The organism is Mesorhizobium sp. ISC11, assembly GCF_037162595.1.
In the GTDB taxonomy this organism is placed as follows: domain Bacteria; phylum Pseudomonadota; class Alphaproteobacteria; order Rhizobiales; family Rhizobiaceae; genus Mesorhizobium; species Mesorhizobium ciceri.
The window spans coordinates 1378892-1405658 of the sequence record NZ_JAVSPW010000001.1; the positions used below are offsets into that span (position 1 = coordinate 1378892).

General features: G+C 60.1%; 34 protein-coding genes and 1 pseudogene. 21 read left to right on the top strand and 14 right to left on the bottom strand.

Annotation, left to right across the window (positions count from 1 at the left end; all coding sequences use genetic code 11):
- Positions 1-7: 7 nt before the first annotated feature.
- Complete coding sequence (locus tag RPF88_RS06975; RefSeq protein ID WP_244514301.1) at positions 8-469, bottom strand: hypothetical protein; 462 nt, start codon at positions 467-469, stop codon at positions 8-10.
- A gap of 185 nt (positions 470-654) precedes the next feature.
- On the opposite strand from RPF88_RS06975, the gene RPF88_RS06980 reads away from it, so the two are divergent.
- Positions 655-882, top strand: coding sequence for a hypothetical protein (locus RPF88_RS06980; protein WP_013531524.1), 228 nt, complete (start codon positions 655-657; stop codon positions 880-882).
- A gap of 131 nt (positions 883-1013) precedes the next feature.
- The gene (locus RPF88_RS06985) at positions 1014-1172 is read left to right on the top strand and encodes a hypothetical protein (RefSeq protein ID WP_013531525.1); all 159 of its coding nucleotides are present in this window, start codon (positions 1014-1016) and stop codon (positions 1170-1172) included.
- A gap of 55 nt (positions 1173-1227) precedes the next feature.
- On the opposite strand, the gene RPF88_RS06990 is transcribed toward RPF88_RS06985, so the two are convergent.
- Entirely contained in the window at positions 1228-3135 is a 1908-nt protein-coding gene (locus RPF88_RS06990; protein ID WP_337122050.1) for a DUF4396 domain-containing protein, read from the bottom strand.
- Positions 3136-3327: 192 nt separating this feature from the next.
- Here RPF88_RS06990 and RPF88_RS06995 point away from each other — a divergent pair, with 192 nt between their 5' ends.
- Positions 3328-3756, top strand: a complete 429-nt coding sequence (locus tag RPF88_RS06995) for a hypothetical protein (protein WP_013531527.1) — start codon at positions 3328-3330, stop codon at positions 3754-3756.
- Positions 3757-4104: 348 nt separating this feature from the next.
- On the opposite strand, the gene RPF88_RS07000 is transcribed toward RPF88_RS06995, so the two are convergent.
- The 3 genes from RPF88_RS07000 to RPF88_RS07010 all read right to left on the bottom strand — a co-directional run bounded on the left by RPF88_RS07000 (position 4105) and on the right by RPF88_RS07010 (position 6918).
- Positions 4105-4575: a YbhB/YbcL family Raf kinase inhibitor-like protein gene (locus RPF88_RS07000; RefSeq protein WP_013531529.1), complete on the bottom strand. Its 471-nt coding sequence runs from the start codon at positions 4573-4575 to the stop codon at positions 4105-4107.
- A gap of 47 nt (positions 4576-4622) precedes the next feature.
- The gene (locus tag RPF88_RS07005) at positions 4623-4829 is read right to left on the bottom strand and encodes a hypothetical protein (protein ID WP_337122051.1); all 207 of its coding nucleotides are present in this window, start codon (positions 4827-4829) and stop codon (positions 4623-4625) included.
- A gap of 97 nt (positions 4830-4926) precedes the next feature.
- Positions 4927-6918 carry a protein-L-isoaspartate(D-aspartate) O-methyltransferase gene (locus RPF88_RS07010; RefSeq protein WP_337122052.1) on the bottom strand — a complete coding sequence of 664 codons (1992 nt, stop codon included), beginning with the start codon at positions 6916-6918 and terminating at the stop codon, positions 4927-4929.
- 264 nt (positions 6919-7182) lie between these two features.
- On the opposite strand from RPF88_RS07010, the gene RPF88_RS07015 reads away from it, so the two are divergent.
- The 4 genes from RPF88_RS07015 (at position 7183) to RPF88_RS07030 (ending at position 11514) form a co-directional block, all read left to right on the top strand.
- A complete protein-coding gene (locus RPF88_RS07015; RefSeq protein ID WP_024505216.1) occupies positions 7183-9594 on the top strand; it encodes a phosphoketolase family protein in 2412 nt (803 codons plus the stop codon).
- Entirely contained in the window at positions 9591-10769 is a 1179-nt protein-coding gene (locus RPF88_RS07020; RefSeq protein ID WP_013531533.1) for an acetate/propionate family kinase, read from the top strand. Before RPF88_RS07015 ends, RPF88_RS07020 begins: the two co-directional genes overlap by 4 nt.
- A gap of 201 nt (positions 10770-10970) precedes the next feature.
- Positions 10971-11210 (top strand): hypothetical protein, encoded by a 240-nt coding sequence (locus RPF88_RS07025; protein ID WP_337122053.1) that lies wholly within the window; start codon positions 10971-10973, stop codon positions 11208-11210.
- A 49-nt stretch (positions 11211-11259) separates the two neighbouring features.
- Positions 11260-11514: a DUF6894 family protein gene (locus RPF88_RS07030; RefSeq protein ID WP_013531535.1), complete on the top strand. Its 255-nt coding sequence runs from the start codon at positions 11260-11262 to the stop codon at positions 11512-11514.
- A 57-nt stretch (positions 11515-11571) separates the two neighbouring features.
- Here RPF88_RS07030 and RPF88_RS07035 read toward each other — a convergent pair whose 3' ends face one another.
- From RPF88_RS07035 to RPF88_RS07050, 4 genes are all read right to left on the bottom strand, one after another.
- Positions 11572-11736, bottom strand: a complete 165-nt coding sequence (locus RPF88_RS07035; RefSeq protein WP_013531536.1) for a hypothetical protein — start codon at positions 11734-11736, stop codon at positions 11572-11574.
- Between the two features lie 164 nt (positions 11737-11900).
- A complete protein-coding gene (locus RPF88_RS07040; RefSeq protein ID WP_013531537.1) occupies positions 11901-12101 on the bottom strand; it encodes a KTSC domain-containing protein in 201 nt (66 codons plus the stop codon).
- Positions 12102-12181: 80 nt separating this feature from the next.
- Entirely contained in the window at positions 12182-12616 is a 435-nt protein-coding gene (locus RPF88_RS07045) for a GFA family protein (RefSeq protein ID WP_013531538.1), read from the bottom strand.
- 73 nt (positions 12617-12689) lie between these two features.
- Positions 12690-12989: a PRC-barrel domain-containing protein gene (locus tag RPF88_RS07050; protein WP_013531539.1), complete on the bottom strand. Its 300-nt coding sequence runs from the start codon at positions 12987-12989 to the stop codon at positions 12690-12692.
- Between the two features lie 571 nt (positions 12990-13560).
- On the opposite strand from RPF88_RS07050, the gene RPF88_RS07055 reads away from it, so the two are divergent.
- The 4 genes and pseudogenes from RPF88_RS07055 (at position 13561) to RPF88_RS07070 (ending at position 17210) form a co-directional block, all read left to right on the top strand.
- Complete coding sequence (locus tag RPF88_RS07055) at positions 13561-14310, top strand: Crp/Fnr family transcriptional regulator (protein ID WP_013531540.1); 750 nt, start codon at positions 13561-13563, stop codon at positions 14308-14310.
- Positions 14311-14698: 388 nt separating this feature from the next.
- Positions 14699-15292 (top strand): annotated as a pseudogene (locus RPF88_RS07060) (alpha-ketoglutarate-dependent dioxygenase AlkB); the annotation flags it as partial.
- 140 nt (positions 15293-15432) lie between these two features.
- A complete protein-coding gene (locus RPF88_RS07065) occupies positions 15433-15873 on the top strand; it encodes a DUF2231 domain-containing protein (protein ID WP_050580528.1) in 441 nt (146 codons plus the stop codon).
- Entirely contained in the window at positions 15870-17210 is a 1341-nt protein-coding gene (locus RPF88_RS07070) for a PQQ-dependent sugar dehydrogenase (protein WP_013531543.1), read from the top strand. Before RPF88_RS07065 ends, RPF88_RS07070 begins: the two co-directional genes overlap by 4 nt.
- A gap of 26 nt (positions 17211-17236) precedes the next feature.
- On the opposite strand, the gene RPF88_RS07075 is transcribed toward RPF88_RS07070, so the two are convergent.
- Complete coding sequence (locus tag RPF88_RS07075; RefSeq protein WP_063168027.1) at positions 17237-18073, bottom strand: alpha/beta fold hydrolase; 837 nt, start codon at positions 18071-18073, stop codon at positions 17237-17239.
- Between the two features lie 308 nt (positions 18074-18381).
- Here RPF88_RS07075 and RPF88_RS07080 point away from each other — a divergent pair, with 308 nt between their 5' ends.
- Positions 18382-18999 (top strand): flavodoxin family protein, encoded by a 618-nt coding sequence (locus RPF88_RS07080; RefSeq protein WP_024505224.1) that lies wholly within the window; start codon positions 18382-18384, stop codon positions 18997-18999.
- A 156-nt stretch (positions 19000-19155) separates the two neighbouring features.
- Complete coding sequence (locus RPF88_RS07085; protein WP_013531546.1) at positions 19156-19320, top strand: DUF3309 family protein; 165 nt, start codon at positions 19156-19158, stop codon at positions 19318-19320.
- A gap of 128 nt (positions 19321-19448) precedes the next feature.
- On the opposite strand, the gene RPF88_RS07090 is transcribed toward RPF88_RS07085, so the two are convergent.
- Positions 19449-20267 (bottom strand): DUF1236 domain-containing protein, encoded by an 819-nt coding sequence (locus tag RPF88_RS07090; protein ID WP_337123857.1) that lies wholly within the window; start codon positions 20265-20267, stop codon positions 19449-19451.
- A gap of 194 nt (positions 20268-20461) precedes the next feature.
- Between RPF88_RS07090 and RPF88_RS07095 the strand changes: the two genes are divergently transcribed.
- Both RPF88_RS07095 and RPF88_RS07100 read left to right on the top strand, forming a co-directional pair.
- Complete coding sequence (locus RPF88_RS07095; RefSeq protein ID WP_013531548.1) at positions 20462-20914, top strand: membrane protein; 453 nt, start codon at positions 20462-20464, stop codon at positions 20912-20914.
- A 91-nt stretch (positions 20915-21005) separates the two neighbouring features.
- Positions 21006-21242 carry a DUF6894 family protein gene (locus tag RPF88_RS07100; protein WP_027161660.1) on the top strand — a complete coding sequence of 79 codons (237 nt, stop codon included), beginning with the start codon at positions 21006-21008 and terminating at the stop codon, positions 21240-21242.
- Between the two features lie 10 nt (positions 21243-21252).
- On the opposite strand, the gene RPF88_RS07105 is transcribed toward RPF88_RS07100, so the two are convergent.
- A complete protein-coding gene (locus RPF88_RS07105; protein WP_337123858.1) occupies positions 21253-21519 on the bottom strand; it encodes a hypothetical protein in 267 nt (88 codons plus the stop codon).
- 284 nt (positions 21520-21803) lie between these two features.
- Here RPF88_RS07105 and RPF88_RS07110 point away from each other — a divergent pair, with 284 nt between their 5' ends.
- From RPF88_RS07110 to RPF88_RS07125, 4 genes are all read left to right on the top strand, one after another.
- The gene (locus RPF88_RS07110) at positions 21804-21998 is read left to right on the top strand and encodes a DUF2934 domain-containing protein (RefSeq protein WP_337122055.1); all 195 of its coding nucleotides are present in this window, start codon (positions 21804-21806) and stop codon (positions 21996-21998) included.
- An 89-nt stretch (positions 21999-22087) separates the two neighbouring features.
- On the top strand, positions 22088-22264 hold the full coding sequence (locus RPF88_RS07115; protein WP_013531552.1) for a hypothetical protein: 177 nt from the start codon (positions 22088-22090) through the stop codon (positions 22262-22264).
- Positions 22261-23157 carry an alpha/beta fold hydrolase gene (locus RPF88_RS07120; protein WP_064993222.1) on the top strand — a complete coding sequence of 299 codons (897 nt, stop codon included), beginning with the start codon at positions 22261-22263 and terminating at the stop codon, positions 23155-23157. The genes RPF88_RS07115 and RPF88_RS07120 overlap by 4 nt, the downstream gene beginning before the upstream one ends.
- 123 nt (positions 23158-23280) lie before the next feature.
- Entirely contained in the window at positions 23281-23691 is a 411-nt protein-coding gene (locus RPF88_RS07125) for a DUF427 domain-containing protein (RefSeq protein WP_013531554.1), read from the top strand.
- A gap of 43 nt (positions 23692-23734) precedes the next feature.
- On the opposite strand, the gene RPF88_RS07130 is transcribed toward RPF88_RS07125, so the two are convergent.
- Positions 23735-24154 carry an HD domain-containing protein gene (locus RPF88_RS07130; RefSeq protein WP_027161658.1) on the bottom strand — a complete coding sequence of 140 codons (420 nt, stop codon included), beginning with the start codon at positions 24152-24154 and terminating at the stop codon, positions 23735-23737.
- A 24-nt stretch (positions 24155-24178) separates the two neighbouring features.
- Complete coding sequence (locus RPF88_RS07135) at positions 24179-24574, bottom strand: GFA family protein (RefSeq protein ID WP_027161657.1); 396 nt, start codon at positions 24572-24574, stop codon at positions 24179-24181.
- Positions 24575-24775: 201 nt separating this feature from the next.
- Between RPF88_RS07135 and RPF88_RS07140 the strand changes: the two genes are divergently transcribed.
- Together RPF88_RS07140 and RPF88_RS07145 are read left to right on the top strand one after the other, a co-directional pair.
- Positions 24776-25384, top strand: coding sequence for a cysteine hydrolase family protein (locus tag RPF88_RS07140; protein ID WP_024505530.1), 609 nt, complete (start codon positions 24776-24778; stop codon positions 25382-25384).
- 100 nt (positions 25385-25484) lie between these two features.
- On the top strand, positions 25485-26759 hold the full coding sequence (locus RPF88_RS07145; RefSeq protein ID WP_337122056.1) for a DUF763 domain-containing protein: 1275 nt from the start codon (positions 25485-25487) through the stop codon (positions 26757-26759).
- Positions 26760-26767 lie beyond the last annotated feature (8 nt).

Genomic DNA, 26767 nt, shown 5'->3' on the forward strand with positions numbered 1-26767 from the left:
CGATGCCTCAAGTCGTCGTCTGAATGATCAGCGTCAGCGTGCCATCGCCATCTATGTTTGCAGCGACAACCTGCGAGGAATTGAGCCCATTCGCTCTCAAAGCCGACGTCGCCTGAGGTGAGGCATCGACGGAGCTTTGCAGGCGAAGCAAATCTTCGGCGCTGGTCTGGTTAATCACGGCATCGGCCTGCGCCTTGATTTCGTCCGGCAAATCCTCGACGGCGACAATGGCGACGCCGGTGAAATTCAAACCGGCAGAGCCTGGATCGGGCGGCGCCAGCTCCGGCTGCGCTTCGCCCTGCGGTGGCGTCACCTGGGGAAGCTGCGGTCCGATAGTTTGGGCGTAGACGGGCTGAATGGTGACCGCCCCGGAAAGCGCGACAGCTATCGTCAACATGCGCATGGTCGCTCCTTGCATTCTTCGAGGGAGATTTTGAAGAAACCCCCATGCTGAGCGATGGTTCCGCAAGGCCGGTCCCACCGGGCGATTTCGCCCCAACTCACCCCAGAGAGACGCCGAAAACCCTGGCCAAGGCGTTCGTCACACGGCTGTCTCCAACCGGTCGGGCAGCTCCGTACGGAATCGTACCATCGATTGATCTGCACCTTGGACAGGATCAAAATGAAGCTGAGGTGACCATGGGAGGGAGCCGCATGAGCATCGCCAGATGGGCAATAAGACCTGTCGGTACCGCCAAGGCGTTTCTGGCAGAAGAGCTTCGAAGTGCGCGATACGGCGACATCGTTTCGGTCAAAGCGGCGATAGAGGCCGCTCGCAGGGACGCGCCTTATTTGCAGGATACAGATGATGAATTGATGGAGACGATCATCGAGCTGGCACGGGAACTGGGTCTGGCCGTCCTTTTTGACTCTCGCGATTGACCGATGAGCCATGGTCGATGCGATTTGGTACGAAATCGACAATTGGCTCATGGTCGAAAATGCGCAATCATTGGGAAATGGGACGACGGCTGGACGACAAACTCGATTGCAAGGCTTGTGGGACCATCCAAATGGACATTCCCGACGACGCCAACGAGTCGACGCCAATTCATTGCAGCAATTGCGGCGCCTTTCTCGGCGAATGGGGTGAATTGCAGGATGATTTCTACCGCCAGGCTCGCGGTACCGAAGCTTTCGACTTGCGCAACGGAACCATTATCAAGAAGTAGCGCGCAACAACGCGCCCCCCGATGACACAGGTAAATCCACAGGGGGGTGGCAGATCTAACCGACGTCGATCACGACCATCAGCCCGCCGCCGCCCTTTTCCTCGACATTGTTGTTCGTCGTGTGATGCGGGATGTGGCAATGGATGAGCCACTTGCCGGGACGCCGTGCCTTCCAGACGACGTCATAGCGCTGTCCTGGCCCGACATTGATCGTATCGGCCAGAAAGCGCGCCGAGGGAGGAAGCGTCTCACCGTCACGAGCGACGACCTCGAAGGGTCCGCCATGGATATGCATGGGATGGACGAAGCCATTATTGGTGCCGATGAAACGCACCTTCAGCGTCTCGCCCACCTTCATGGGGATGGCGTCGGTTGCGGGATAGGCCTTGCCGTTGATGGTGAAGAAGTTCGGCATACCGCCTTCCATCGGCATCGAAGGATAGGTCAGTCCATCGCGCACCAGCCATTCCTGAAGTTCGATCACATAGTCGTGGTCAGCCTGAATCTCGTCGGCGGGATTGGCAGGGTCGATGATCAGCGCCCCATAGAGCCCCAGCGCCTGGGTACGGTCCGGCTTGGCATGCGGATGATAGAAATAGGTCCCGTGCTGGGTCGCGGTGAATTCGTAGGAATAGGATTGCCCAGGCTCGATCGGCGGCTGGGTGATCTCGGCGGGCCCATCCATCCGGTTCGGCAGGATCATGCCGTGCCAATGCACCGTGGTCTCCTCAGGCAGGTCGTTGGTGACGTCGATGCGAACCTTATCGCCCTGGCGAATGTGGATGCGCGGACCGGGGATCTGGCCGTTGTAGGCATAGGCGTCGACCGCGACATTGGGCAGGATCTGCCAGCGGACCACTGAGGGCCTGAGGTCGAACACCTTGACGCCGTTCTCCAGGCGGAATGGCAGTTCCTGGTCGCCTTTGGCGGCAAGGCCATAGGATGCCGTGACGCGATGCGGATCGGTTGCAGCCATGTCACGCATGGCTTCCGCCGGCGTGTCGCGGCCCATGATCATGCCTTCCGGCATGATCGCCCCGCCGACGTCACGTGCCGAAAGCGTCAGGTTCAGCCAGTTCGCCGGTGCGGCCATGCCAATCGCCAGCGCCAGCACCGAGACCATGCCGAGGGCTGCTATCTGCGGCGTCGTGGCGTCCGTCTCCATCTGATGGCCGTTGCGTTTGGATTTGTGGGATGTGTTGGCGTGGCCTTGTCGTCGATCATCGCCGGCGCGGGCATGATGCGTAGCGTGCTGTTGCTGGGCGGTCGGCTCTCGACTGCTCATTTCGGCCGCCTGCGGGCGCTGCGTCATCAACCCGTGCTTCAGTCCGCGGGCGACCAGCCAGACATTGGAGGGATAGGCAAGTGTGAAGCCGGCAATGACGCCGATCGACATCACGCCCCAGAACAAGAGCTCGGTCGGCTCCATCGCGCGCATGTCGCGCCCCATCATCAGGAAGCTCATGACGGGCGCCATGCCGGCCATCATGAAATTCATCGAGATGAACTCGGGCAGGAAGCTCTTGCGCACATTCTCCCAGTAGGTGCCGCCCATCATCGATTTCATGAACAGCGACTGGAAGATGAACAGGCCGAAGGCGAAACCCGCCAGATATTCGACGATGAGGTCGAGCCACATCGGCAGGCCAAGCGTTGCCGTGATGACCGCCGCGAGAATGATGCCGGTTGCATCGCCGGCAACGCAGTGGATGGTCGAACCGACGCCCTGCTTCCATAGCGGCCTGGTGAAGTCTTCATGCTCGCCCGGTCGTGGCTCCTTGTCTGCAAGCACATAAAGCAGCAGCCCCAATGGACCCATATAGAGGGTCACCAGGATGAAACCCCATTTCATCACCAGCGGTTCGGGATTGTTGCGGTATTGATCGAAGCCGACATAGAGCGTCGAGGCGGCGGCAAGAGCGAACCAGACAGCAAGGAAATAGTCGATTGGCTGGATGAACATGGATGCATCCCGTCGCGGATCAGCGGTTTGTCACAAGCAGCCCCCGCCGATGAACGCAGCACGTGTGTTTATGATCCCGCCGGCCCAATCCGGTTGTGTCGAATTCTCCAGCCTGGCGCTCTTGTCGAAGCATTACGGCGCGGTAATTCCCTTGAAGGCGTGGGCGCTTCGCTGCCTCAACAGGAGCTGGCCATGAAACATCAAACACTCGACCAACTGCATGCCGTCGCCAAGATTGAATCGTCGGCTGCATATTCCGCAATGACACGAAATCAGCGCATAGAGCGCTGGGCTGAACTGCTGGAGCGTAATCCCGAGCGATGCCTTGGCGCGTTTGCAGGCACCGAACATCTGCACCCCGAAGCACGTGCAATGATGCGGGGCGAGGGAACCGCAATTTCGGTTGCTTTCGAAGATCCAGTGCTGCGCGCATCGGGTTTGAAAGACGATACCTACGGCGAGGCAAAGCGCTTTTTCGAGCTGAACGACTGGCAGTTGCACGACATCGTCTGCGATTGCCACGTCGGCTCAACCATGAAAGCGCGCTGGGCTGCGACGCGAGTCCGCTCAGCCGTCAGCGGCAGGTTCTTTGCGTGGTTGCGGCAAAGGATAATGCGCTGACCCAGTTGGGGATCGTCGTCGCCCGCTGCGGCTTACGATCCCCTGTCTTGCCGATTGGATGTCTTGCCGATTGGATGTCTTCCGATCGGATATCTTGCGATGCGGATCAACGCTTGTCCTGGTATAGCCGGTCGGTCGCCCGGTCGCTTTCCCTTCGTTCAGCGGGCCCACGCCGGCGGCGTGCGATAACTGCATAGGCCAACAGCACGATCAGCAACAATGGGCCGCCGGCAACGACGACCAACCACATGATATCTCCAAACATGGCGGCATCTCCTTTCCCAGACAACCGGCAAGGAGGAGAACCGTTCCGCGCAGCAGCAGGGTAATGCCACCTCGGTCATCAACTTACGGATTGCGTTCGTAGGTTCCGATGAGTTCTGCCTGCTCGAGCGAGTGTTTCTGCGCCTCCCGCCAGATGCGCTCGACGCCTGCGCTGGCCGGAATGGCAAGGCTCGGCGTGTCGAGCGCGGCCAGCCGGAAATGGTAATGGTGGACGCCATGTCCGACCGGGGGTTCAGGGCCGTCGTAATAGGCGTTGCCAAAATCATTTGTTGCTTGCCTAAGGGCACCGGGACCTGGCTTGCCGCTTTCCGCCTCGGGAAGTTCCCTTGTCTCCGCGGAGATGTTGAATACCGCCCAATGACCAAACGTTCCGCTCGGCGCATCAGGATCCTGAACGACGAGAACGAGGCTTTTGGCGTCGTCCGGTACTCCAGACCATTTCAGCGGCGGCGATACGTTTTTGCCGTCTCGTGTATATCTTTCGGGAATTGGTCCGCCTTCGGCAAAGGCGGCGCTGCTGAGGGCAAGTGGCATGGTTCACTCCTTCCGGGGAAGTTGATCGCAGCGATGCCAACGGCATGCTATTTGTTGGTCCGCATCTTTTGTCTTGGATCGATCCCGCCAGCAGCGGTCGTGTCGTTCTCGACATCGCCTTCGACCGTGTTCTCGCCTTCAAGCTCGAACTCTTCGCCTTCCTTGATCGTTCCCTTGGAAGTCCCGATACCAGGATTGTTCGCCAAGTCGGCATCGCTGGGTTTTTTCCATTTCGGATGTTTGGTTTCGGTCATGAGAAAACTCCTTCGACGGGATTTCAGTTTAAAAATGCAAGCCAGATAACCGTTCCGGTTCCAGGGCTCTGCTTCATCGGCTCGCCGCGCGCGCCGGTTAGAGCCCGAATGGATAGGTGTCGGGAACGCCGGTTCTTGCATGCTCCGGGCCAAGCGGCGTCACTGCCGCGGTTTTGTCGAACCATAGGAACGCGTCGAACTGCTGGGGCAGGGAAGCGTCCGCATAGTGGCTGCCCAGCTCGGTTTCCGGCCGGTAGATTACCCCGATGAATCGCTCCAGCCTGCGTTCCAGCAGCCGCTCACGCAGCGTCTTGTCGCGCCCGAGGTCGAGCAGGAACCGCGACACAAGAGAATCGTGGCAAAGCCGTTCGTAGCTGTCGGCGTGCGACGCGCGAACCTGCTTCACCTCCATTTCGCCATCCCAGTCGCTTGCGGCCGCTACAGTGCCGGAATGCGTGCCCATGCCGATTAGCGCTGCCTCATCGCCGAAACGCTGCCGGCAGAGCTGACCGATGTTCAGTTCGTCCCTGACGACACCCATCTCGGTGAAGCGGGCATCGCCGATATGGGAATTGTGCGCCCACACCACCGCCTTGGAGTTGGGGCCGCCGGCGTCCAACAAATGTTCCAAGGTCTCGAACATGTGGGTGTCGCGCAGGTTCCAGGACTCCGCACCGCCATAGTACATGATCCGGTAGTAGTGTTCGGCGGACGCGATCAGCCGGGCATTCTGACTGGCGTCGAGAAAGTCGGTTCCGTCCTGTTTTGCATAATCGAGTTGTCTGGCGAGCAAGTCCCGGCATTGTTCCAGCACGGCTTTCTCGCATTTTTTATAGCCGGCGGTGAGCACCGCACGGCCGTAGGTAGACGGTTCGTGTTGCCAGGGCGTCAGGCAACCATACCGTTCGCGTGCAATCTTGGCTGCCTGGGGATCGACCCGGTCGAGATAGTCGAGGACCGCGCCTATGGACCCGCTCATATTGTAGATGTCCAGGCCGTAGAACCCTGCTTGCTCCGAAGGTTCTAGCTTCTCGTTGCGACGGCGCATCCAGTCGGAGAAGGCCGCGACATCGGTGTTGCGCCACATCCACGTCGGAAACCGCTGGAATGGCGCACCGGCGCCTGTTCGCGGCCGACGATGGCGAACGTAGCGATCGATCGCCGCCGCATCGGGCCAGTCCGCCTCGACCGCGACGATGGTGAAGCCGTGCCGTTCGATAAGCCTGCGGGTGATCGCCGCGCGCGCCCTGTAGAACTCGGACGTGCCATGGCTTGCCTCGCCAAGCAGAACGACGCGCCGGTCGGCGAACCGATCGAACAATGCGCCGAAGGCCGGATCGTCGAAATCGGGCAGCGGTTCAGCCGCGGCCGCGATCATATCGGGCAGGCTGATCGGATGCGGATGTCGAAGTGGACGACCGACCTTGGTGACGGTGCCGTTTTCCGACCAACCCTGCTCGCCGATGAGAGGGACGAAGCGCACGCCGCCGAAATCCTCCTCGCTGTAGGTTGCGGCACCTGTCCGGGTGACTTTGAGCAGGCGTTGCAAATCGGGGTCGTCGCCGACCGGAATGACGAGCCTGCCGCCGACATCGAGTTGCTCCTGAAGGGCGAGCGGTGCGCCGGGACCGCTGGCTGTCACCACGATGGCATCGAACGGCGCCGCCTGCGGCCAGCCCTTGGTGCCATCGCCTGTCCGGACCTCGATGTTTCGATAGCCGAGTTTTTCAAACCGCCGTTTCGCCGTTTCTGCCAAACCGGGATGACGCTCTATGGTGTAGACCTGTTCGACGATCCGGCTCATCACCGCGGCGGCGTAACCCGAGCCGGTGCCGATTTCGAGCACGTGGTCACCCGGTTTGACGTCCGCCATTTCGATCATGAATGCGACGATGTAGGGTTGCGATATGGTCTGGCCGTCGGCGATCGGCAGCGGCGTGTCTTCATAAGCAAATTCCTCGAAACCGGGTTCTACGAAGGCCTCGCGTGGAACTTCGCGCATCGCCTGCAGAATTTCACGGTCATGGATGCCACGCCGGCCGACGTGGATATTGACCATTCGATCACGGGCACGAGGAAGATCGAGCATTTTTTAGCTCCCTTTGGTGCAACGCTTCGAGGTTGTCCTTCGCGGTAGCTGCCTTGAACCTGGCCTTCGCGATTCCAGTTTCTAACCGCTGGAGGACTTCAAGGTTCCCGCCTATTTGCGGACAGAGCCGCTCGCTCCAGCGGGATAGCGACCGGTCTCTTGGCCGCTCGGGTCGCGACACTGTCCCGGACGGCGGCAGTCGGGGGTTGCTCAAGCGCAAAGATGCCCCAGTTATCACCAGCGAACCGAAAGCTGGAGATGTCGATGAACGACAAGGCTGCCGCGACGCCGCAGGCTATCGGCCACGAACGGATCGACCTCATGGACCGTTACTGGCGCGCCGCGAATTACATCTCGGTCGGCCAGATCTATCTGCTCGACAATCCGCTGTTGCGCGAACCGTTGAAGGCCGAGCACGTCAAGCCTCGGTTGCTTGGCCATTGGGGCACGACGCCGGGCCTGAATTTTCTCTACCTGCATCTGAACCGCGTTATCCGCGAACGCGACCTCGATGTTCTGTTTATCTGCGGCCCGGGCCATGGCGGTCCCGCAATGGTCGCCAACACATGGCTCGAGGGCACCTATAGCGAGATCTATCCCGATATCGGGCAGGGCGAAGACGGCCTCAGGAAACTGTTCCGGCAGTTTTCCTTTCCCGGTGGCGTGCCAAGCCATGCCGCGCCCGAGACGCCAGGCTCCATCCATGAGGGCGGCGAATTGGGATATGCATTGGTTCATGCCTTCGGTGCGGCCTTCGACAATCCGGGTCTGGTGGTTGCCTGCGTCGTTGGTGACGGCGAAGCCGAGACCGGTCCGCTGGCGGCGGCATGGCATTCCAACAAGTTCCTGAACCCAGCGTCGGACGGCGCCGTCCTGCCGATCCTGCATCTAAACGGCTACAAGATCGCCAATCCGACGATCCTCGGCCGCATGGACGATCAGGAATTGCGAGACCTTTTCGCCGGCTATGGCTACGAACCGTTCTTCGTCGAAGGCCACGAGCCGCTTGCCATGCACCGGTCCATGGCCGCGACGCTCGACACGGTGCTCGATCGCATCCGTTCCATTCAGGAGCAGGCACGGGCTCCGGGATGGCATGGTCAACGCCCGAAATGGCCGATGATCGTGCTGCGCAGCCCCAAGGGATGGACCGGGCCGAAGGAGGTCGATGGCGAAAAAGTCGAGGGTTTCTGGCGCTCGCATCAAGTGCCGGTATCGAACGCTCGAGGGAATGAGGAGCACCGCAAGATCCTCGAAAACTGGATGCGAAGCTACGAACCGGGAGAGCTGTTCGACGAAAGCGGGCACCTGTTGCCGGAGCTTGCGGCACTTGCCCCGACAGGGACAAGGCGCATGGGCGCAAGCCCGTACGCAAATGGCGGCCTGCTGAAGCGCGATCTGATGCTTCCAGATTGGAAAAGCCTGGCGCTGGAAGTGCCGCGTCCAGGTGGCGTCATTGCCGAGGCGACGCGGATTTGCGGAAGCTATCTTCGCGAGGTGTTCCGCCTCAATGCCGAGGCGCGAAACTTCCGCCTGATGGGGCCGGACGAGACATCCTCCAACCGCCTCGACGACGTGTTCGAGGTCACCGATCGGATCTGGATGGAGCGCATCGAGCCCTATGACGTCCATCTTTCCCGTGATGGTCGCGTCATGGAAGTGCTGAGCGAGCATCTCTGCCAGGGCTGGCTTGAAGGCTATCTGCTCACCGGCCGCCATGGCCTGTTTTCATGCTATGAGGCCTTCATTCATATCGTCGATTCGATGGTCAACCAGCATGCCAAATGGCTGAAGACCTCCGGCGAGCTCGCTTGGCGCAAGCCGATCGCCTCGCTCAATTACCTTTTGACCTCGCATGTCTGGCGGCAGGATCACAATGGTTTCAGCCATCAGGATCCGGGCTTTGCCGATCTGGTCGCCAACAAGAAGGCCGACACGGTAAGGCTCTATTTCCCGCCGGACGCCAACACCCTGTTGTGGATCACCGATCATTGCCTGAGAACCTATAACCGCATCAATGTCATCACCGCCGGCAAGCAGCCGGGACCGCAATGGCTGTCCATTGAAGAAGCCGGAGCGCATTGCAAAGCTGGAGCGGGCATCTGGGAATGGGCCGGCACGGTTGCTCAGCACGAGGAGCCCGATGTGGTCATGGCCTGCGCCGGCGATGTGCCGACCCTGGAAACACTGGCCGCGACAGACATTCTGCGCTCCGCGATCCCCGACCTGAAAATCCGCGTCGTCAATGTTGTCGACCTGATGACATTGCAGTCGAACACGGAGCATCCGCACGGCCTGCCCGACGGGGACTTCGACGCGTTGTTCACGAAAACACGGCCCGTCATCTTCGCCTATCACGGCTATCCCTATCTCATTCATCGCCTGACATACCGCCGCGCCAACCATGACAACATGCATGTGCATGGCTTCCGCGAGGAGGGCACCACGACGACGCCATTCGACATGGTGGTGCTCAATGAACTCGACCGCTACCATCTCGCGCTCGCCGCCATCGAACGCGTGCCGGGACTGGCCGAAAGGGCCGAAGGGCTTGCCGGCGAACTCCACGGCAGGTTGGCGAAGCACAAGGCCTATGTGCGCGAGCACGGCGAAGACATGCCCGAAATCCAGAAATGGAGCTGGCCCGACAAAGCCGCGACAAAGGGGCGCCAATGATGCGTCGGTCGATCCTGGCGCTGAATGCCGGCTCGTCCAGCATCAAGTTCGCGCTTTACGATCTTGTCTCATCACGGGATATGCAACTCGTTTCACGCGGCACGCTGGACCTGGGCGACAAACCCACACTGCGCGCAAAAGCGGCCGACGGAACGGTGCAGTGCGATCGGCCGCTCACCGCCGACAAGCGGCGTGACGCGGCCATAGGCGAGATGCTGAATTGGGTGCAGGGCGAAATTGGGGAAAGAAACCTGATCTGCGCCGGCCATCGCATCGTGCATGGCGGAAGCGAGTTCATCGAACCTGTCCGTCTGACCCCAGACATCATCGACGCCATCGACAAACTTACGCCGCTTGCTCCGCTGCATCAGCCTCGCAGTCTCGCGCCCGTCCGTGCAATAGCCGCCTTGCAACCGGACCTGCCACAGGTTGGCTGTTTCGACACCGCTTTCCACCAGACGATCGATCCGCTCGTGCGGCGCTTTGCCCTTCCGCGCCAGTATGAAGAGCAAGGCTTGCGCCGCTACGGGTTCCACGGTCTCTCCTATGAATACATCGCCGGGCGGCTCAGCGAGATATCGCCAATTTTCGCGGCGAAACACACGATCGTCGCCCATCTCGGCAATGGGGCAAGTCTTTGCGCCCTGCACGGGGGCAAAAGCATCGATACCACGATGGGTTTTTCGGCCCTGGATGGCCTCGTCATGGGCACGCGGTGCGGCGCCATCGATCCCGGCGTGCTGTTGTATTTCCTGCTGGAAAGAGGCATCGCGGCGGAAGAACTGCAGGCGATGCTCTACGAGAAGTCGGGCCTGCTCGGCGTATCCGGTATTTCCGGCGACATGAGGACGCTCGAAGCGAGCAATGATCCTCGCGCGCAAGAGGCGATGGCGCTTTTCGCCTTTCGCGCCGCGAGAGAGGCCGCGGCGCTTGCAAACACGATGGGTGGCCTTGAATGCCTGGTGTTCACCGCCGGCATCGGCGAACGGTCCGCGACCATCCGCAAGGCCATATGCGAAAAATTGACCTGGCTTGGCGTGGTGCTTGAAGATCGCGCCAACAACACCCACGCCGAGATCCTCAGTCGTCCCGAGAGCAAGGTGGAAGTACGCGTGATTGCGACCGATGAGGAAAGTGTCGTTGCACGTCACAGCCGCATGGTGATGCAAGCCTGAACGCTCGCCTCGGCATCGGAAAATCGGCTGTCGGTTCGGCCCGATGAAAGCCCGGGTATTCCCTGTACGAAAATTACCAAGCAAGCGGTCGGGGGAACCAACTGCCCATAGAAATATTGTGCGAGCAATCCCGGCTAACCCCGAGATCGTCGGCCGATGATCAGGCCGACAGCCTTACTTCAGGCATTGGCTGAGGAATCCATGTTTGCGGACGACGTTGCGGTGAGGCGCCTGAAAATCCTGGTCGAGCAATATGTCGAGACACGCAAGAAACGCCACGATGTGATCTCTACCGCCAAGGCCGGGACCGCAATTCGAGAGGTGATGCCAAGTTGCCCGCTTTCCGGAAAGGCCTTCGATGATCTGATAGCGGCCTGCGCCATCGAGCATGGCCTCGCTGTGCTCTTCGACAATCCGGGGACATCAGGCACTGAAGTCTGAGGCTGGCGCTTCCGATGCCACCATCGCGATGAGCAGGAGTTCAGTCGACATGTCCAGGTACTTTTTCGACCTTCGAGATGAGAGCGGAAGCTTGCAGGAGGATCCCGAGGGCCAGGAATTTTCTGATCTCGCGAGCGCTGAGGAAAACGCGATGGCGTCGGCGAAGGAAATCCTTGCCGAAGAGCTGCTGCATGGCAGGCCGCTGCGTACCGGATTGACCTTCGAGATTTTTGACGAGAACCGCAACCTGGTGCTGCGCTTTCCTTTTGCGCTCGCGGCCGAAAAGGCCGGGGCACCCCCTTAATCCCGAATTGCCTGGCCGATCACCTGCAGGGGCCATACAGGTCGCCTCATGCGGATCCTATCCTTCCGCCTTGAAGTTTCTGGCTTCCTTCTCGACCTTGGGGTTGTCCTTGCCATGCTTTTGCATGAGCTCCTTGGCCTGCTTGGGTGAGACGTCGGTGGTCTCTGCCAAGCGCAATGCCTTCTTGTCCTTGCTTTCGGTCTTCTGCTTCTTGGCCGTCATGGCTCTTGAACTCCCTTGAAGCCTTTTCCGATCGATCTTTGCCGGTGCGAACACCTGAGCATGTCCAGATGAACACTGTCGTTGCCTGGCTTGCTTCGACGACGAGACGTCAACGAGACGATGCCGGTCAGGTTCCGTGCATCGCCTGCTCATGTCCAAACTTGTCACGCCACGCGGCGGTACCGATGGCGGTCGCGGATGAACTCATTGAAGAAGCGGCCTTTTGAGGAAGCTTTGGTGAAAGCGGCATAAGTTGCCGGTGCAACATCCTCATATTCGTAGCGTCTGCCGCTCGGCACAAACCAGACCGACAGGATCCTGGTGGCGGGATCGTATTGCGCATTTCGGATCACGGTCGATGGCATGGTCGCACCCGACAGGTCTGCCCGAATAACCCGTTAGCGATCGTCAGGTTCCGCCGATATCCTGGCGTCACGCACCGCGACTACCGGTCGCGCGGGTTGCCGAACTTCGGGTCGCGCTTCCTTGAATATCGGTCGATGCGTGGCAGGCTGTCATCAAACTCGATCCACGGCAGCCTCAGGTCCCAATAGGCATGGGCTTGCGGCCGAAACCCTTCAGGGTTGTCAAAGAAGCCGATCGTCACATAGAACTCGTCCGGCAGGCCTTCGTCGCTATAGCCTATCGAGCTTCCACAGTCTGGGCAGAACGTGCGGGTGACGCCTGGCGTTTGGGAAAAGGCCTTCGGCGTCCCTCTAAGGAGCTGAAATTGCTTCGGCCGGTAACCAACCCAGATCGTCAGCGGACTTCCGATGGCCCGGCGGCAATCGTCGTCGTGATCGTAGCATATCCAGAAAGGCTCTCCGTCCAGGGCTGCGGCGATCCCTCCGCAGAAGCAGGCTCCGGTTTCGCGCCGCATCGTCTGTCCACCCTGTTGCGCCTAAGAGAGAGCGGCCGAGTGGCCGCTCCCGTTCAAGGTGAAGTCCTTGAAATCATGCATCGTGATGCTCGGGCATGCTCTTGAGCTGATCCTTGGTCCAGTTCGTCACCGCGTGAACGTCGCCGTCTTCATCGCGCATGAATTCCAACTGGCTTGCGGGAACGGCCACCGGCTTGGCGCCAATGCCGAGAAAGCCGCCGACATCGATGACGACCTGACTGGCGGCTCCTGAGCCGTGCACATGGGAAACGCTGCCGACTTTGTTGTCGTCTGCGTCGTAAATCGTGGCGTCTTCGAGAATGTCTGGTGTCAGTTCGGTGCTTGTGAGGCGTACGTGGTTGGTGTGATCCATCTTTCGAGACTCCTGTTGGGTGGAATATTTGAACCTCTCAGCCGAGCAATCGTTCCGAACAATTCCGGGGGCGACGGACGGACGACGCAAGGACGCTAGAAGCCTCAACTCAGCCTCCGTCCGAATTGACTCGCAAAGCTCCGTACGGAAGCGTACAAAAGGAAATCGTCAGCAGCACAGTTGGGGCGCTGACGCTTGGGAGTGACCATCGCTCTTGCCCATCACGAGGCATGGTGTTGCACGGCGAAGGAGCCCGAGCACCCCGGTCTGCCAGTGGGCGCGATGACCGCGCTGGCGCGGGATACAGGCGCCACTGAACAACAGATACGCGAAATCATATCGCTCCTCGGGTTCGATCGCGCCTCTATCCTGCGGGAGGCTCGTTTGCTGGCGAAAGATAGTCAGCCAACAAGGCCTTCGAGTCTTCAGCAGTAACTGTCGGTTTCATACCAACGCGCCCGCCCGTCTAGTGCTGCGCGAGACGAAGTCTATGGTTCGTTACCGTCCGCTCGTTCGACGGGCGCGGCCGGCTAAGAGATCCCAGTGCTCTTGCCCAAGGGAAAAGAGTCTCGTGGATTACCAGACACTGCAAGCCAAGAGCGAATTGCTTCGCCGGATGAGCGCGGACGATTTCGCGCGGCTACGTCCGCATCTGGCGAGTGTTTTTCTTGAGTTGCGCGCGCCGCTGGAGACCGCGGGGCAGAAGATCGAAGCCGTCTATTTTCTGGAAAGCGGGCTGGCCTCGGTAGTGGCGAGGACTTCGCCTGCGACCGAAGCCGAAGTCGGAATCATCGGGTTCGAAGGAATGACCGGTTCGGCCCTGGTCATGGGGGACGACCAGGCCAACTTTGATTGTTACGTCCAGTCGACATGCGAGGCTCTCCGGATAGAGGCTGCCCCCTTCGTCGAAGCCCTGGAGGACAGCCCTACATTGCGGTCGTTCCTGTTGCGCTATGTCCAATATTTCCATGTTCAGACAAGCTATACGGCATCGATCAACGCGCGGCAGAGCCTGGAAGTTCGACTGGCAAGATGGCTTTTGATGTGCAGCGACCGCACTGTCGGCGACAGGCTTATGATAACCCATGAATTTCTGTCCATCATGCTTGGTGTGAGGCGTCCGGGGGTTACCGTCGGCCTCCAGATGATCGAAAGTTATGGTTATATCCGAGCGCGCCGCGGAGAGATTACGATCCGCGATCGAGACGGTCTCATGACGTTGGCGCGAGATTCTTACGGTCCACCCGAAACCCAGTACCGCCGGCTGGTCGGAGATTTGGGCTCGAAGCATCCCGCGAGGCAGGAGCGGCCTCTCGTTTGAGCGCCGGGCCAACGGAGGCTTCTCCGCCACTGAGCCGACAACAGGACATTTCGAGTGGCCGGCGCGATGATGCCGGTGAGACACCGTTGCCTAAACCCGCGCCGGCCACTGCGGCATGTTTTGGGGATGCCGCGTTGCCAATCTAGTTGCCGACAAGCAACTGGCAACGAAGGCTCACGGTTTGGTAAGAACCGTACGTACATGCACGCAACTCCCTCGGTCGCGTTCAACGCATGCTCGCGAAATCCTGAGTTGAATACAGTCCCTCGATAAAGTCCGGATTGGCAGGCCCTGTCCGTCGTTGGGGTGACGTCCGCAGGGTGGGTGCAGATTGGCTGGCCAGGTTCCGATATTGCCAGGCGGGCTGGCCTTCACCATCTTAGCTGGGATGGCGACACCCAAATCGACACTCGACTCCGGCTCATCCGGGCTTCAGCACGATCTCTTTGGTGCTGCCGACGACCTACCGGAAGGTTTCTTCTATCAGCCCGAGTTGATCACGGCGCAAGAAGAAACGGAACTCGCCCGGCATCTGGAAGGCCTGCCGTTCGAGGCGTTCGATTTCCATGGCCATCTGGCAAACCGGCGCGTCGTCGGTTTTGGCCTGCGTTACGACTACGACAGACGCCAGGTCGTCGAGGCGCCGCCGATCCCTGACTTCCTGCTGTCCCTGCGCGACAAGATCGCAGCGTTGGCAGGCCGGCCCGCCAACGCCTTCGCGCAAGTGTTGATCAACGAATACCGACCCGGCGCCGGCATCGGCTGGCATCGAGACAAGCCTCATTTCGAAGACGTTGCGGGTGTTTCGTTGCTGGCGCCTTGCAGCTTCCGGCTCCGGCGGAAGAATGGCACCAAATGGGACCGCCGGACCATCGTCGTCGAACCAAGGTCGGCGTATCTCATGACCGGACCATCGCGCATGGAATGGGAGCACAGCATTCCGGCGGTTGACCTGCACCGCTACTCGATCACCTTGAGGACTCCGCATGAGCATCGCGCGCCGAGCCGTTCTGTGCCATTGCCAGCGCCATCACGAGTTCTTGAACGCAAAACGGTTCCGGGAACCTCCCAACCACAAGTTGGTTTGGAGGACAGGTACAGCTTCAAAGGTGGAGAATGTCCATGGCCCGTGCCCGATCCGTGTTGGTGGCAGCCAGGCGTCCGTTCCATAAAACGCCGATGGCGGTCGCAAACGCATGTTTCGTCGGCACATTGCTGACCGACGTTGCCTATTGGCGAAGCGCTGAAATGATGTGGGCAGATTTTTCCGCCTGGCTGCTCCTTGCCGGCCTGGTTGTAGGCGTGCTCGCGGTCCTTGCAGCACTTGTCGATTTGTCTACCGGCCGACTTGCCCGTCAAGCCGGGCCTGCATGGCCATATCTCCTTGGCAGCCTCGTCGTGCTCGTCATATCGCTCTTCAACGCACTGGTGCACAGCCGTGATGCCTGGACCTCGGTCGTGCCGACGGGGCTCATCCTGTCCGCCGTCGCCGTGATCGTTATCCTCTTGCTGGGACTGCTGGGATGGAGTTCCGGCCACACTCAAGTGGAGGTGGTCGAATGAATGTCTCCGCCAGACATATCCGGCGTATCGCGAGCCTCGGTCTGCTGTTCGGATCGATTTTGGCGCTGCCCGCATGCAGCGATAACGAACCGGATCCCACCGATCAGGTCGGAGCAAACCCGACGCTGCCTGAACCTATTCAGTATCTGGTGCCGCCCATGCATGTCGCGTCGGTCGTCGGTTGGAAACAAGACGAGAAGCCGACCGTCGCCAAGGGTTTGCAAATCCAGGCCTTTGCCAAGGGCTTGAGGCATCCGCGCTCGCTTTACACATTGCCGAATGGTGACGTTCTGGTGGTCGAATCCGTGGCGCCGCCCGGTGCCGCGATCAAGCGGCCGAAAGACCTGATCATGGGCTGGATCGAGTCGATGGCGACCTCGGGCGGCGGCACCGAAGGAAGCAACCGTATCACCCTGCTGCGGGATACGAACGGCGATGGTCTGCCCGATGTCCAGGAGGTCTTCCTCGATCATCTCAATTCGCCCTTTGGCGTGGCCCTGGTCGGCAACGATCTCTACGTCGCCAACACCGACGCCATCGTGCGTTATCCCTACACGTCGGGCGACACCAAGATCACCGCGCCGGGCGCCGTGCTGACGCCATTGCCCGGCGGACCTATCGATCACCACTGGACAAAGTCTCTCGTGGCCAGCCCCGACGGGTCTCGGCTGTATGTCGGCATCGGATCCAACAGCAACATCACCGAGAACGGCATCCAGGCGGAAAAGGACCGGGCCGCCATCTGGGAAGTCGACAGGGCCACTGGCCGCTATCGTATTTTCGCGAGCGGCCTGCGCAATCCCAACGGGCTGAGTTGGGAGCCGCAGAGCGGCGCGCTGTGGGCTGTGATCAACGAGCGCGACGAGCTCGGTCCTAACCTGGTTCCCGACTACATGACCTCGGTCAAGGACGGCGCGTTCTATGGTTGGCCGTACAGCTACTATGGTCAGCATGTCGACCCGCGCGTGATGCCGCAGCGGCCGGACCTCGTCGCCAAGGCGATCCCTCCCGACTATGCCTTGAGTTCCCACGTCGCACCTCTGGGCTTGACGTTCTACACTGGAACCAACCTGCCGGAGCTCTATCGCAACGGCGCCTTTGTTGGCGAGCATGGTAGCTGGAACCGCAAGAGCTTCAACGGCTACAAGGTCGTTTTCGTGCCGTTCAAAGACGGTCATCCAGATGGCAAGCCGCAGGACGTCGTCACCGGTTTCCTCGGCAAGGATAACAAGGCGCACGGGCGGCCCGTCGGCGTTGCCGTCGACAAATCCGGCGCGCTGCTGATCGCCGACGATGTCGGGAACACGGTCTGGCGCGTAACTTCCACGAGCCAGTAGGCACCTGCATAACGCGGATCGCTTCACTATCTCGGTGCGAATTCCACTAGCGCCTTGACGAATTCTGCCGGTGCCTCGATCGGCAGGAATTCGCCGCAGTTGGCGATCATGTGACCTTGCAGGTTCTTTGCGCCAGACATCCTCAGACCTTCGAGGTAATCGTCGATCGATCCAAAATCCGCGTCGCCGCGGATATAAAGGATCGGAACTTCGATGCGCGCCGGGGCATTGGCCTCGGCATCCTGCTTGAACGCGCGATACCAATCAAAGCCGGCCTTAAGTGCCTCCGGCCTCGCATAGGCCTGCGTCAACGTCTCCCGCATTTCATTGGTCAATGCTTCGGGACGGCCGGCGAGCAGATCGAAGAAAAAATCGAAGTAGGCGCGTTGATGGCCCGTCACCAGCAACTCCGGCAACTCAGGCACCGCATGAAACGCAAAGTGCCAGATGCCCGGGTTTGCGACTACCTTCGTCCATGGATGAAGGCCGGGGATAACCGTATTCATCGGCACCGCGCCGACGATGCGACCGCCATGATGGCGAGCAGCAGCGAAGGCAATCATGCCGCCCACATCGAAGCCTGCAACGACGATGGATTTGGCCCCAAGCGCCTCGGCGGCTGAAATCACAATATCGGCAAGAACCTTCTTTTCCGCCGACGGCGGAGTGCCACGCGATTCACCGATCTCCGGAAGATCGAAAGCCAGCGTAAAGTATCGCGTGCCGAGTTCATCGAGCACACCATCATAGATTTTCCGGGAATGGGGCCAGCCGTGCAGAAGGATCAAGGCCGGTCGGCGCGGATCGCCGGCCGTGGATACCGCCAGCTGCATATCGCCTGCTTCGAGGGTCTGGACGAGCATCGTCTATCCATTTTCGGGAACTCAGAAGAAAACGAAGAGCGAACGAATAGGTTGCCCCACCAGTTCAGTCTGCGTCGCTCGCCGCTGTCCGTTCTCCAACGTCTGTGCTCAAGGACCCAGCCCGCTTTCTGAGCCGGCTCGACCGTCACCAAGTGGGAGGAGGGGGCCATCCACCGGCCCTGTTGGTCCGCCTGCGGAACAAGCATTTAACCCTGGCGTTAGAATGCCGGGCGATCCCGCAACGGGCGAATGGGCAGTCGCGAAGTCGTCGCGGCGGTTTGCAATTAGGACAATGCAGGGAGATTCACATGCCGCTTACGGCCTTCGCACTCAATTGCTCGCTCAAAGCTTCGAACGACAGGGAAAAATCCTCCACCGATCGGTTGCTCGCCGATGTCCTGGCGGCGTTGATGCAATACGATGTGAAGGGCGAGATCGTGCGTGCGCTCAGCCACGATATCAAGCCCGGCGTGCTCTCCGATATGGGCGAGGGCGACGATTGGCCGAAACTCAGAAAGAAGATACTGGCGGCCGACATCTTCGTGCTCGGGCTTCCGATCTGGCTTGGCCAGCCCTCGAGTGTGGCCAAGCGCGTCCTGGAGCGGATGGATGCCTTTCTCGAGGAGACGGATGACAGAGGGCGAATGCCGGCAGCAGGAAAGGTGGCCCTGGTGGCCATCGTCGGTAATGAGGACGGTGCGCATCACTGCCACGCGGAATGCTTTCAGGCATTGAACGATGTCGGCTTCACCATCCCGGCCAATGGCGGGGTCTACTGGGTTGGCGAGGCGATGGAGGACGTCAACTATGTCGACCTGCCGGCAACTCCGGAAAAAGTCTCGGGTGCGATCGAAATGGCAGCCTCAAACGCCGCCCATCTCGCTGGATTGCTGAAAGACCGGGGCTATTCGGGCGTCTCGGGATGACCTTTGTTCGCCTAAACAACTTTGAGCGGCCAGACCTTGCAGCGTCGATGAGGTCTCAATCGGGAACAGGAAGGCTTGTAGCGAGTTCATATTCTCATCAGCCGGCGACCGCCGCTCCGTCTACACGGCGCGAAGCCGCAAACAGGAGAGCAAGTCATGGGTCTCGGCACAATTCTTATCATCATTCTGATTATCGCATTGCTTGGCGGCTTTAGTGGACTTGGCGGCGGGCCATTCTACGGCACCGGCTATTACGGGGGCGGCGGCCTCGGTCTTCTGCTGCTTATAGTCATAATCCTGGTCGTGCTCGGGCGTCTCTAGCCGAGTCCGCCATGCGGTGGCAGATTGTATCACCTGCCGCTTGCGGTTCTCTTCGGAGTTGCTTTGAATCCATAGCAGTCCGGCAATGACGGTCCGCCCTCTGGAGGGCGGACCACCCGTCGGACATATCAGGTCAAAATCAGCACGATCTTGAACGTATCCGGATCAACGATGACGATCCGACCGTCCGCAAGCACGAAATACTCGTAGCTTTCGTAAGCGGGAACGATCTTGACGATACGAGCCGGCAGCCGATGCAGCCTGACCTTGTGCCGCGGAACTTCGACGCCGACGCTGATGTCAAAATTGACATTGGACACAGGCTCGACCTTCGTCTCCCGGATGATCTGAGTGACTTGGGTTTTCTGCTCCACCGTCACGTTGTTGATGGAACCGGTCGACGTCGTATCCTGTGTCGAGGCCTTGCCCTGGGCCTGCTGGTCGGTGGTGGTGCCGGCCTTGCCCTGAGCCTGCTCGTCGGTCTGCATCTTGGTCTTGCCCTGGGCCTGCTGGTCGGTGGTGGTGCCGGTCTTGCCCTGAGCCTGCTCGTCGGTCTGCATCTTGGTCTTGCCCTGGGCCTGCTGGTCGGTGGTGGTGCCGGCCTTGCCCTGAGCCTGCTCGTCAGTCTTCAGCTTGGCTTTGCCCTGGGCCTGCTGGTCGGTGGTGCTGGCCTTGCCCTGAGCCTGCTCATCGGTCTTCAGCTTGGCCTTGCCCTGGGCCTGCTGGTCGGTGGTGGTGCCGGCCTTGCCCTGAGCCTGCTCGTCGGTCTTCAGCTTGGCTTTGCCCTGGGCCTGCTCGCCCATCTTGGAGCCGTTCTGGCAGTCAGCCTGCCCGGAAGCGCAGTTGGCGTCTGCGCCAGATTGGCTTTCGGTCTGTTGTGTCTGAGCCACCGCCGTTCCACAGCCGAGCCCGATGGCCAGCATGCTGGTAATGAGAACACGTTTCATGGGAAATCTCCCTGGGTAAAGGTTCGTCCCTTCACTGGGTAGAACCAGCACCCAAAAAAAATGTTCCGAGATAGATGCGTGAGTGCTAAAAAACGACCCCGCTTGAGATCATACGATCGCGGGCGGAAGCCGCCGTTAAAGCGACCTTTTCAACCTTGGCGATTGCCCTAGCTGTCTCCGGAGAGGAGACCGACATGGCAATCTATAGTCTGAGAGTGGTCAGCTTCATTTTCGTTGCCCTGGCTTTCGCTCCGGCCGCCGCGCATTTCTTCGCTATGTTCAACAAGATGAAGCTCGACGGGCCAAACTATCTGGCTGCGCAGCGCGCCTATGATGGATGGAGCCTGTTCGGCATCGTGGTGCTGGGAGCATTGCTCTCCACGGCCGCCCTGGCGATCCTGCTCTATCGAGCGAGCGCATCTTTCGGCTTGGTTGTTGTCGCCTTTCTAAGCATCGGCGCCACGCAGTTTGCCTTCTGGACGCTGACCTATCCAATCAATCAGGCGACCCGGAACTGGACTGTCCTCCCTGAAAACTGGGAGCTGCTGCGGCGCCAATGGGAGTATTCGCATGCCATCGCCGCAGGCCTCAACGCCTTGGCGTTGCTGGTGCTTTTCATATCGGCGCTTCGCCCTGCGGTGCGTTGAACGACCACGTCGTCACCAGCACGGCCAGCGGGCAGGAACCACCATGAAGCGGAATCATTGAAACGCCAGATGTTCCAGCGCGGCAGGAAAAATGAAACGGTACTATTTTGATCTTCAAAACGGTGACGGCGCGGTACCCGACGATGACGGGCAGCTGTTCGAATCCCGGGAACAAGCCAGAGCGGAAGCAATTCGTATTTTGCAGGATGTCGCCCAAGACGAAATGCCCGACTGCGATTTCGTCAAGATAACCGTCAAGGTACGCGATGAGATCGGTGCGCAGATGTTTGAGGCGTCGCTTGTTCTGACCTCCGGATGGAGCGTTTGATGTCGCAGTGCTAGCGGCGATACCGCACCGGGATTTGCACGACATTCTCCGATCCAGGCAGATCAAAGGCCATGGCCAGCTGACGTACGGAGGCCATCTCCACGATCAGTTCTTCAATCGAAAGGTCTGGCAGGCCGGTCTTCACCCTCTGCCTCACCCTGGCCGCAAGTTCATGAACCCGCACCGGGACGAAAAGCGGGCTGTCGTCCAGCAGCTTGCTGATTTCGATGACCACATCGGCGTCGATGTCCTTCGGCAATTCCCGCATGAGCGTCACCTCCAATCGAAGCAACAGCCCGCCATGTCGATGCGACGGGCGATCCGGCTTTGAGCGCCGGGCAGTGGGATCGGAGAGGGACGTGCTCGGCGCTGGCCGATAGCCTGATTCATAAAACTGCGAGCATAGGTGTGTCACGAAAAAATATCGGTACGAAATTTACCAAGCCGGTCATCCCATGCAATCCACAAGGGCCTTCCCGAAATCCGGCAGCGGCTGTTGCCGACAGAGGAGGAACAAAAAATATGGCCCGGAATTGAGACTGACGAATTGGAGGATCTACCATGGACAGCAGGGAAGAAAAGATCAAACGACGGGCCCATGAAATCTGGGAACAAGAGGGCCGGCCGGTAGGCCGCGAGCAGGAGCACTGGGATCGGGCCGTGCAGGAGATCGAAGCTGAGGGTTCGGAGACTGAACGTGGCCCGGTTCTGCCTGACCCGACAATTGCGGCCGATTCCAATAGCTCGAAGCGTTGATCGGCAATCCCATGGCGTCTTGAGGACCCCGGTCGGGCAACCAAATTGGCGGAACCTCGTTTGCCGGACATCAACCAGAGGAGGTTTCGATGAAGAGGTTCTTTTCATTCCTGGTCTTGGCCGCTGCCCTTGCGCTCGGCGCCTGCGACAACAACACCGAGCCGATGAAAGCCACCAGCAACAAGAACCCACAGGTTGATCAGGCCGCCAGACCAGGCCCCACGACTGGCGGCGACCAGCCAGCTACGGTGCCTCAGAGCAAATGAACTCCGTCTCACATTGCGACACACCTCTGCTGCGCGTCGCCTATCTCGATGGTGGACCGCAGGACGGCGCCCCGGTTGTCCTGCTGCATGGCTGGCCCGACGACGCGACGACATACGCTCGTATTTCGCCGGTCCTTCATGAAGCTGGCTTCCGGACGTTTTCCCCTTGGTTGCGAGGCTTTGGGCCGACATCGTTCCTGTCGAAAGAAACCATGCGCTCGGGCGAGATTGCCGCGATGGCGCAGGATGTGCTGGATTTTGCAGATGCGCTTGGCATCAGCCGCTTTGCAGTTGTCGGACATGATTGGGGCGCTCGGATATCCTATCTGCTCGCGTCGGTTTTTCCGGACCGCATCAAGTGCTGCGCTGCGCTGTCCCTCGGCTGGCAACCAGGCAAACCAGCAACGCCGACGCCCGAACAGGCGAAAGCATTTTGGTATCAATGGTTCATGGCGACCGCACGGGGCGCCGAGTTCGTACGAAAGAACGGCAAGGAATTCGCCAGGTATCAGTGGGACAGCTGGGGTCCATTAGGCTGGTTCGACGACGCCATTTTCGATGGCGTTGCGAGCTCGTTCGAAAATCCTGACTGGGCGGATGTGACGTTGCATTCCTATCGGGTCCGGTGGGAAGAGGCCGAGCCCGATCCGCGTTATGCCGAACTCGCCCGCCGGCAAGCAACGGTCAAGATCATCACGGTGCCGATCCTGACGCTTCACGGTGGTGACGACCGCGTTGTGTTTGCCCAGTCTTCAGAGGGGCTCGAAGAGCATTTCACCGCGTTCTACAGGCGGGTGGTGCTGGATGGCATCGGACACTTCCCGACGCGTGAGGCTTCTGATCAGGTTTCGCGAATGTTGGCTGCGTTTCTCGATAGCCATGGCAAGCGCTGAAGGAGGGGCGCCATCGACCCCATAGTAAAGACCGGAACCTGACGCATCGCCGCGCATTTCGTCTCCATGCATGACGAACCGAAATGCGGTCTCGCAATCAATCGGCAGCCAGGGAGAATTTGGATGCAAGCTTCAGGCGCAATCTCAAGACACCATGCTGGCCAGTTGGCCATAGAACCGTTTGCGGGCACGGTGACGGTACGATTTTCCGACGCCATAGTCGCTGCCACGGAACGGGCGAAAGTGCTTCAGGAAGAAGGACATGAGCCCGTGTTCTATATTCCTTTCGAAGACATCTATTTTGACCTTTTCGAAAAAACGAACACCACCAGCCGCTCCCCTTTGAAAGGTACCGCGAGCTACTGGCGCGTCCATGCCGTGGGCAGCTCGGCTGACGATTTCATGTGGGCATACGAGACGCCTGAAACCGCGGCGCGGGCCATTGCACGTCATGGTGCATTCGATCCGGAAAAGGCGCGCATCGATGTCGAGCCCGCGGAGGACAGAAGGCATACTCCCCACGTCACGGAGTAGATTGCCCGTTCTCATCGGCGCGAGCTGAAATTCAAGGCTGGTGCTAACCGCGTGGAAACTCTTCATCAAGGATGCGTAGTGCCTCCTCGTATCTGACGGTTGATGCCCCGGCCTGTCGTGCCTGCCAGATATTGTCCGCCAGATCCGCGCGCTTCACCGGCAGCGCCAATGGATTCGATGCCGCTCGTCGCACGAACGCGAAGTAATCCTCGCCGTCCCTGCGCGACATGGCGTCGACGGCCGACGCGATCGTCGGGCCAAAACCGGCCTCTTCCAACCTGGTCCGGTCCCAGCCTTCGCCCTTTTCCAGGACGTCATGGAGATAGGCGACGACCTTCTGATCCTTGGTTTCGACCGCGTCAACGACACGGCGACAGTGCTCGATATAAGGTCGCCCGGTCTTGTCGCGCTGTGCCTGGTGGACCTCTTCGGCAATCTTGGCCGCCCGGTAAAACATGCTCATCAGGCTTCCCCTTCAGACATGGTTTCACCATCGCTCCTCGGTGTCGTGGTGCGGCAGGTCCATTCCGCAGCAAACCCAGCCAAGTCGCTGCCTCGATCCATAATTGTAGCGCGGCTCCAGGCGAGCCGGATCGTCGAACGTTCCGACATGAAGCGCGATCTCTCCCGGCGATGCGTCATAGGCGAGGCTGAGCGGCGATCCGCAGGCGGAGCAAAACCCCCTGCAGGCAATCGGCGAAGACCTGCGATAGGTCGGCGTCGCATCGGTCCAGGTCACGCTTTGGGAAGGCACCCAGGCCAGAACCGCGAACGCACTGCCGGTCGCTCGCCGGCACATATCACAATGGCAGTAATGCACTCTCGGTTCGCTTCCAACGCGGAAGCGGATCGTGCCGCAGAGACATCCTCCGCTCAGTTCCATTTTGGCGCCCCGGTTGACTTGCGGCTCCAACGCCTCTCGCGCGGTCTCATGCGAGCACCTCCATTCATCACAGCGAAAACGCCGGTCATTTGCGTCGGTTCCTGTTGGCTATCTCAGGAACCAGTGCTTGCGCGCGGCGTTGCGTGTCTTTGCTGGCAAAATGAGGAGTCAGGGAATGCTTGGCCGGTCGGAGACGCACTGATGTCGATGCCGGGGCTGGCATACGGTCCCCTGGGCGATCGATGCATGCATGTCTGCGTGGATATGCAGCGGCTGTTTGCCGAGCCGTCTCAATGGGCAACACCCTGGATCACCCGGGTTCTCCCGCAGATCGAGACGCTGGTCGAAAGACGCGCGCCGCAGACGGTCTTTACACGCTTCATGCCAGCCAAGAAGCCGGGGCAGGGCGTCGGCACATGGAAGCGCTATTATGAGCGCTGGGCTTCACAGACGATCGAGACGATCGGGCCTGAAATGACCGAACTGTTGCCGTCTTTAGCCGGCTACTGCCCGCCAGCGGCGATCATCGACAAGCACATCTACTCGCCCTGGTTCGAAGGGCGCCTCAGAGCCTTCCTGGTGGAGCGCGGCATCGATACGCTCGTCATCACCGGTGGCGAAACGGATGTTTGCGTTCTGGCCACGGTGCTCGGAGCCATCGATTTCGGCTATCGCGTGGTTCTCGTCACGGACGCGCTATGCAGTTCTTCCGATGCAACCCACGACGCACTGCTGACCGTTTACCACCAACGTTTCGCGCAGCAGGTCGAGACGGTTGAGATGGAAACGGTTCTCTCGAACTGGACTTGACGTTCGCTAACTCGGCTCGGCGGAAAGTGTCCATGCTTCCTTGCGCGGTTTGGCTGCCTATCTGTTAAGAGAATAACGGACACCAGAACGGGTAGCAGACGTGACGCAACGATCGGGAAGTGCTGATCTTCCACTCCATGGCGGGCGCGTGCCAAAATGGCTCGGCGACCGCATGACGCGTCTTGGCGCCGTGATGTGCGAAGCGATCATTCATCACTATGGTCGAGACGAACTGCTGCGGCGGCTGGCACATCCGTTCTGGTTTCAGTCCTTTGGTGCTGTCATGGGCATGGATTGGCACTCGTCGGGGATCACGACCAGCGTCGTGGGCGCTTTGAAGCGTGGCCTCACGCCGCTTTCCGGCGAGCTCGGCATTCATGTCTGCGGTGGTCGCGGCGCGCATTCGCGAAAAACCCCGCATGAACTCGAAGCCATCGGCCAACGCGTCGGCTTTGACGGAGCGGGCCTGGCCACCGTCAGCCGTCTTGTCGCCAAGGTCGACAGCGCCGCAGTCCAGGACGGTTTCGATCTTTACCTGCATGGTTTCATCGTCGCCGATGACGGTCGCTGGGTCGTGGTGCAGCAAGGCATGAACGGTGACAGCAAGGTGGCGCGCCGCTACCATTGGCTCTCCGAGGGGCTCAAGAGTTTTGTCGACCAGCCGCATGCCGCCATCGAGGGCATCAATCAAGGCGAGATCGTCAACCTGACCGACAGGCGCGCCGACGCGTCGCGCCAAGGGCAACTGAACCTTTTGCAGGAGCTCGGACCCGATCGCATCTTGGGCGAGCTTGCGGCATTGGAGCGTTGCGCGGAGCCGAGGCGCCGGCAGGAACCGGAGCAGCCGCTGCTGCCGCATTTGGTCATGCCGGCCCATCATGACGTTCGCGAAAGCGATGTCGTCATGCATCGTCTTCACGGCAATATCGCCGCCGCCGCGGACCGCGGTCCCACCGATTTCGCCGAGCTCCTTCTGGTCCCCGGCGTCGGCGCGCGCACGGTGCGCGCGCTGGCCCTCGTTGCCGAGGTGGTGCATGGCGCGCCTTGCCGCTTTTCCGATCCCGGCCGCTTCTCGCTAGCGCATGGCGGCAAGGACAGGCACCCGTTCCCTGTGCCGCTTAAGGTCTATGACGAGACGATCGGCGTGCTGAAGTCGGCCGTGCAAAAGGCAAAGCTCGGTCGCGATGAAGAAATCGGCGCCTTGAGGCGGCTCGACGATCAGTCGCGGCAAGTCGAACGATACGCAACCGGCCCCAGCCTGAAGGAAATTGTCGCGGGAGAATTCGACCAGTCGCATCTGCTTGGCGGGCGCAGCGTGTTCGGGTGGGAAGCGGCGCCGGACACAGCACCTGCTGAGCGGAGCAAGAAGGCCTGAGAACGAGC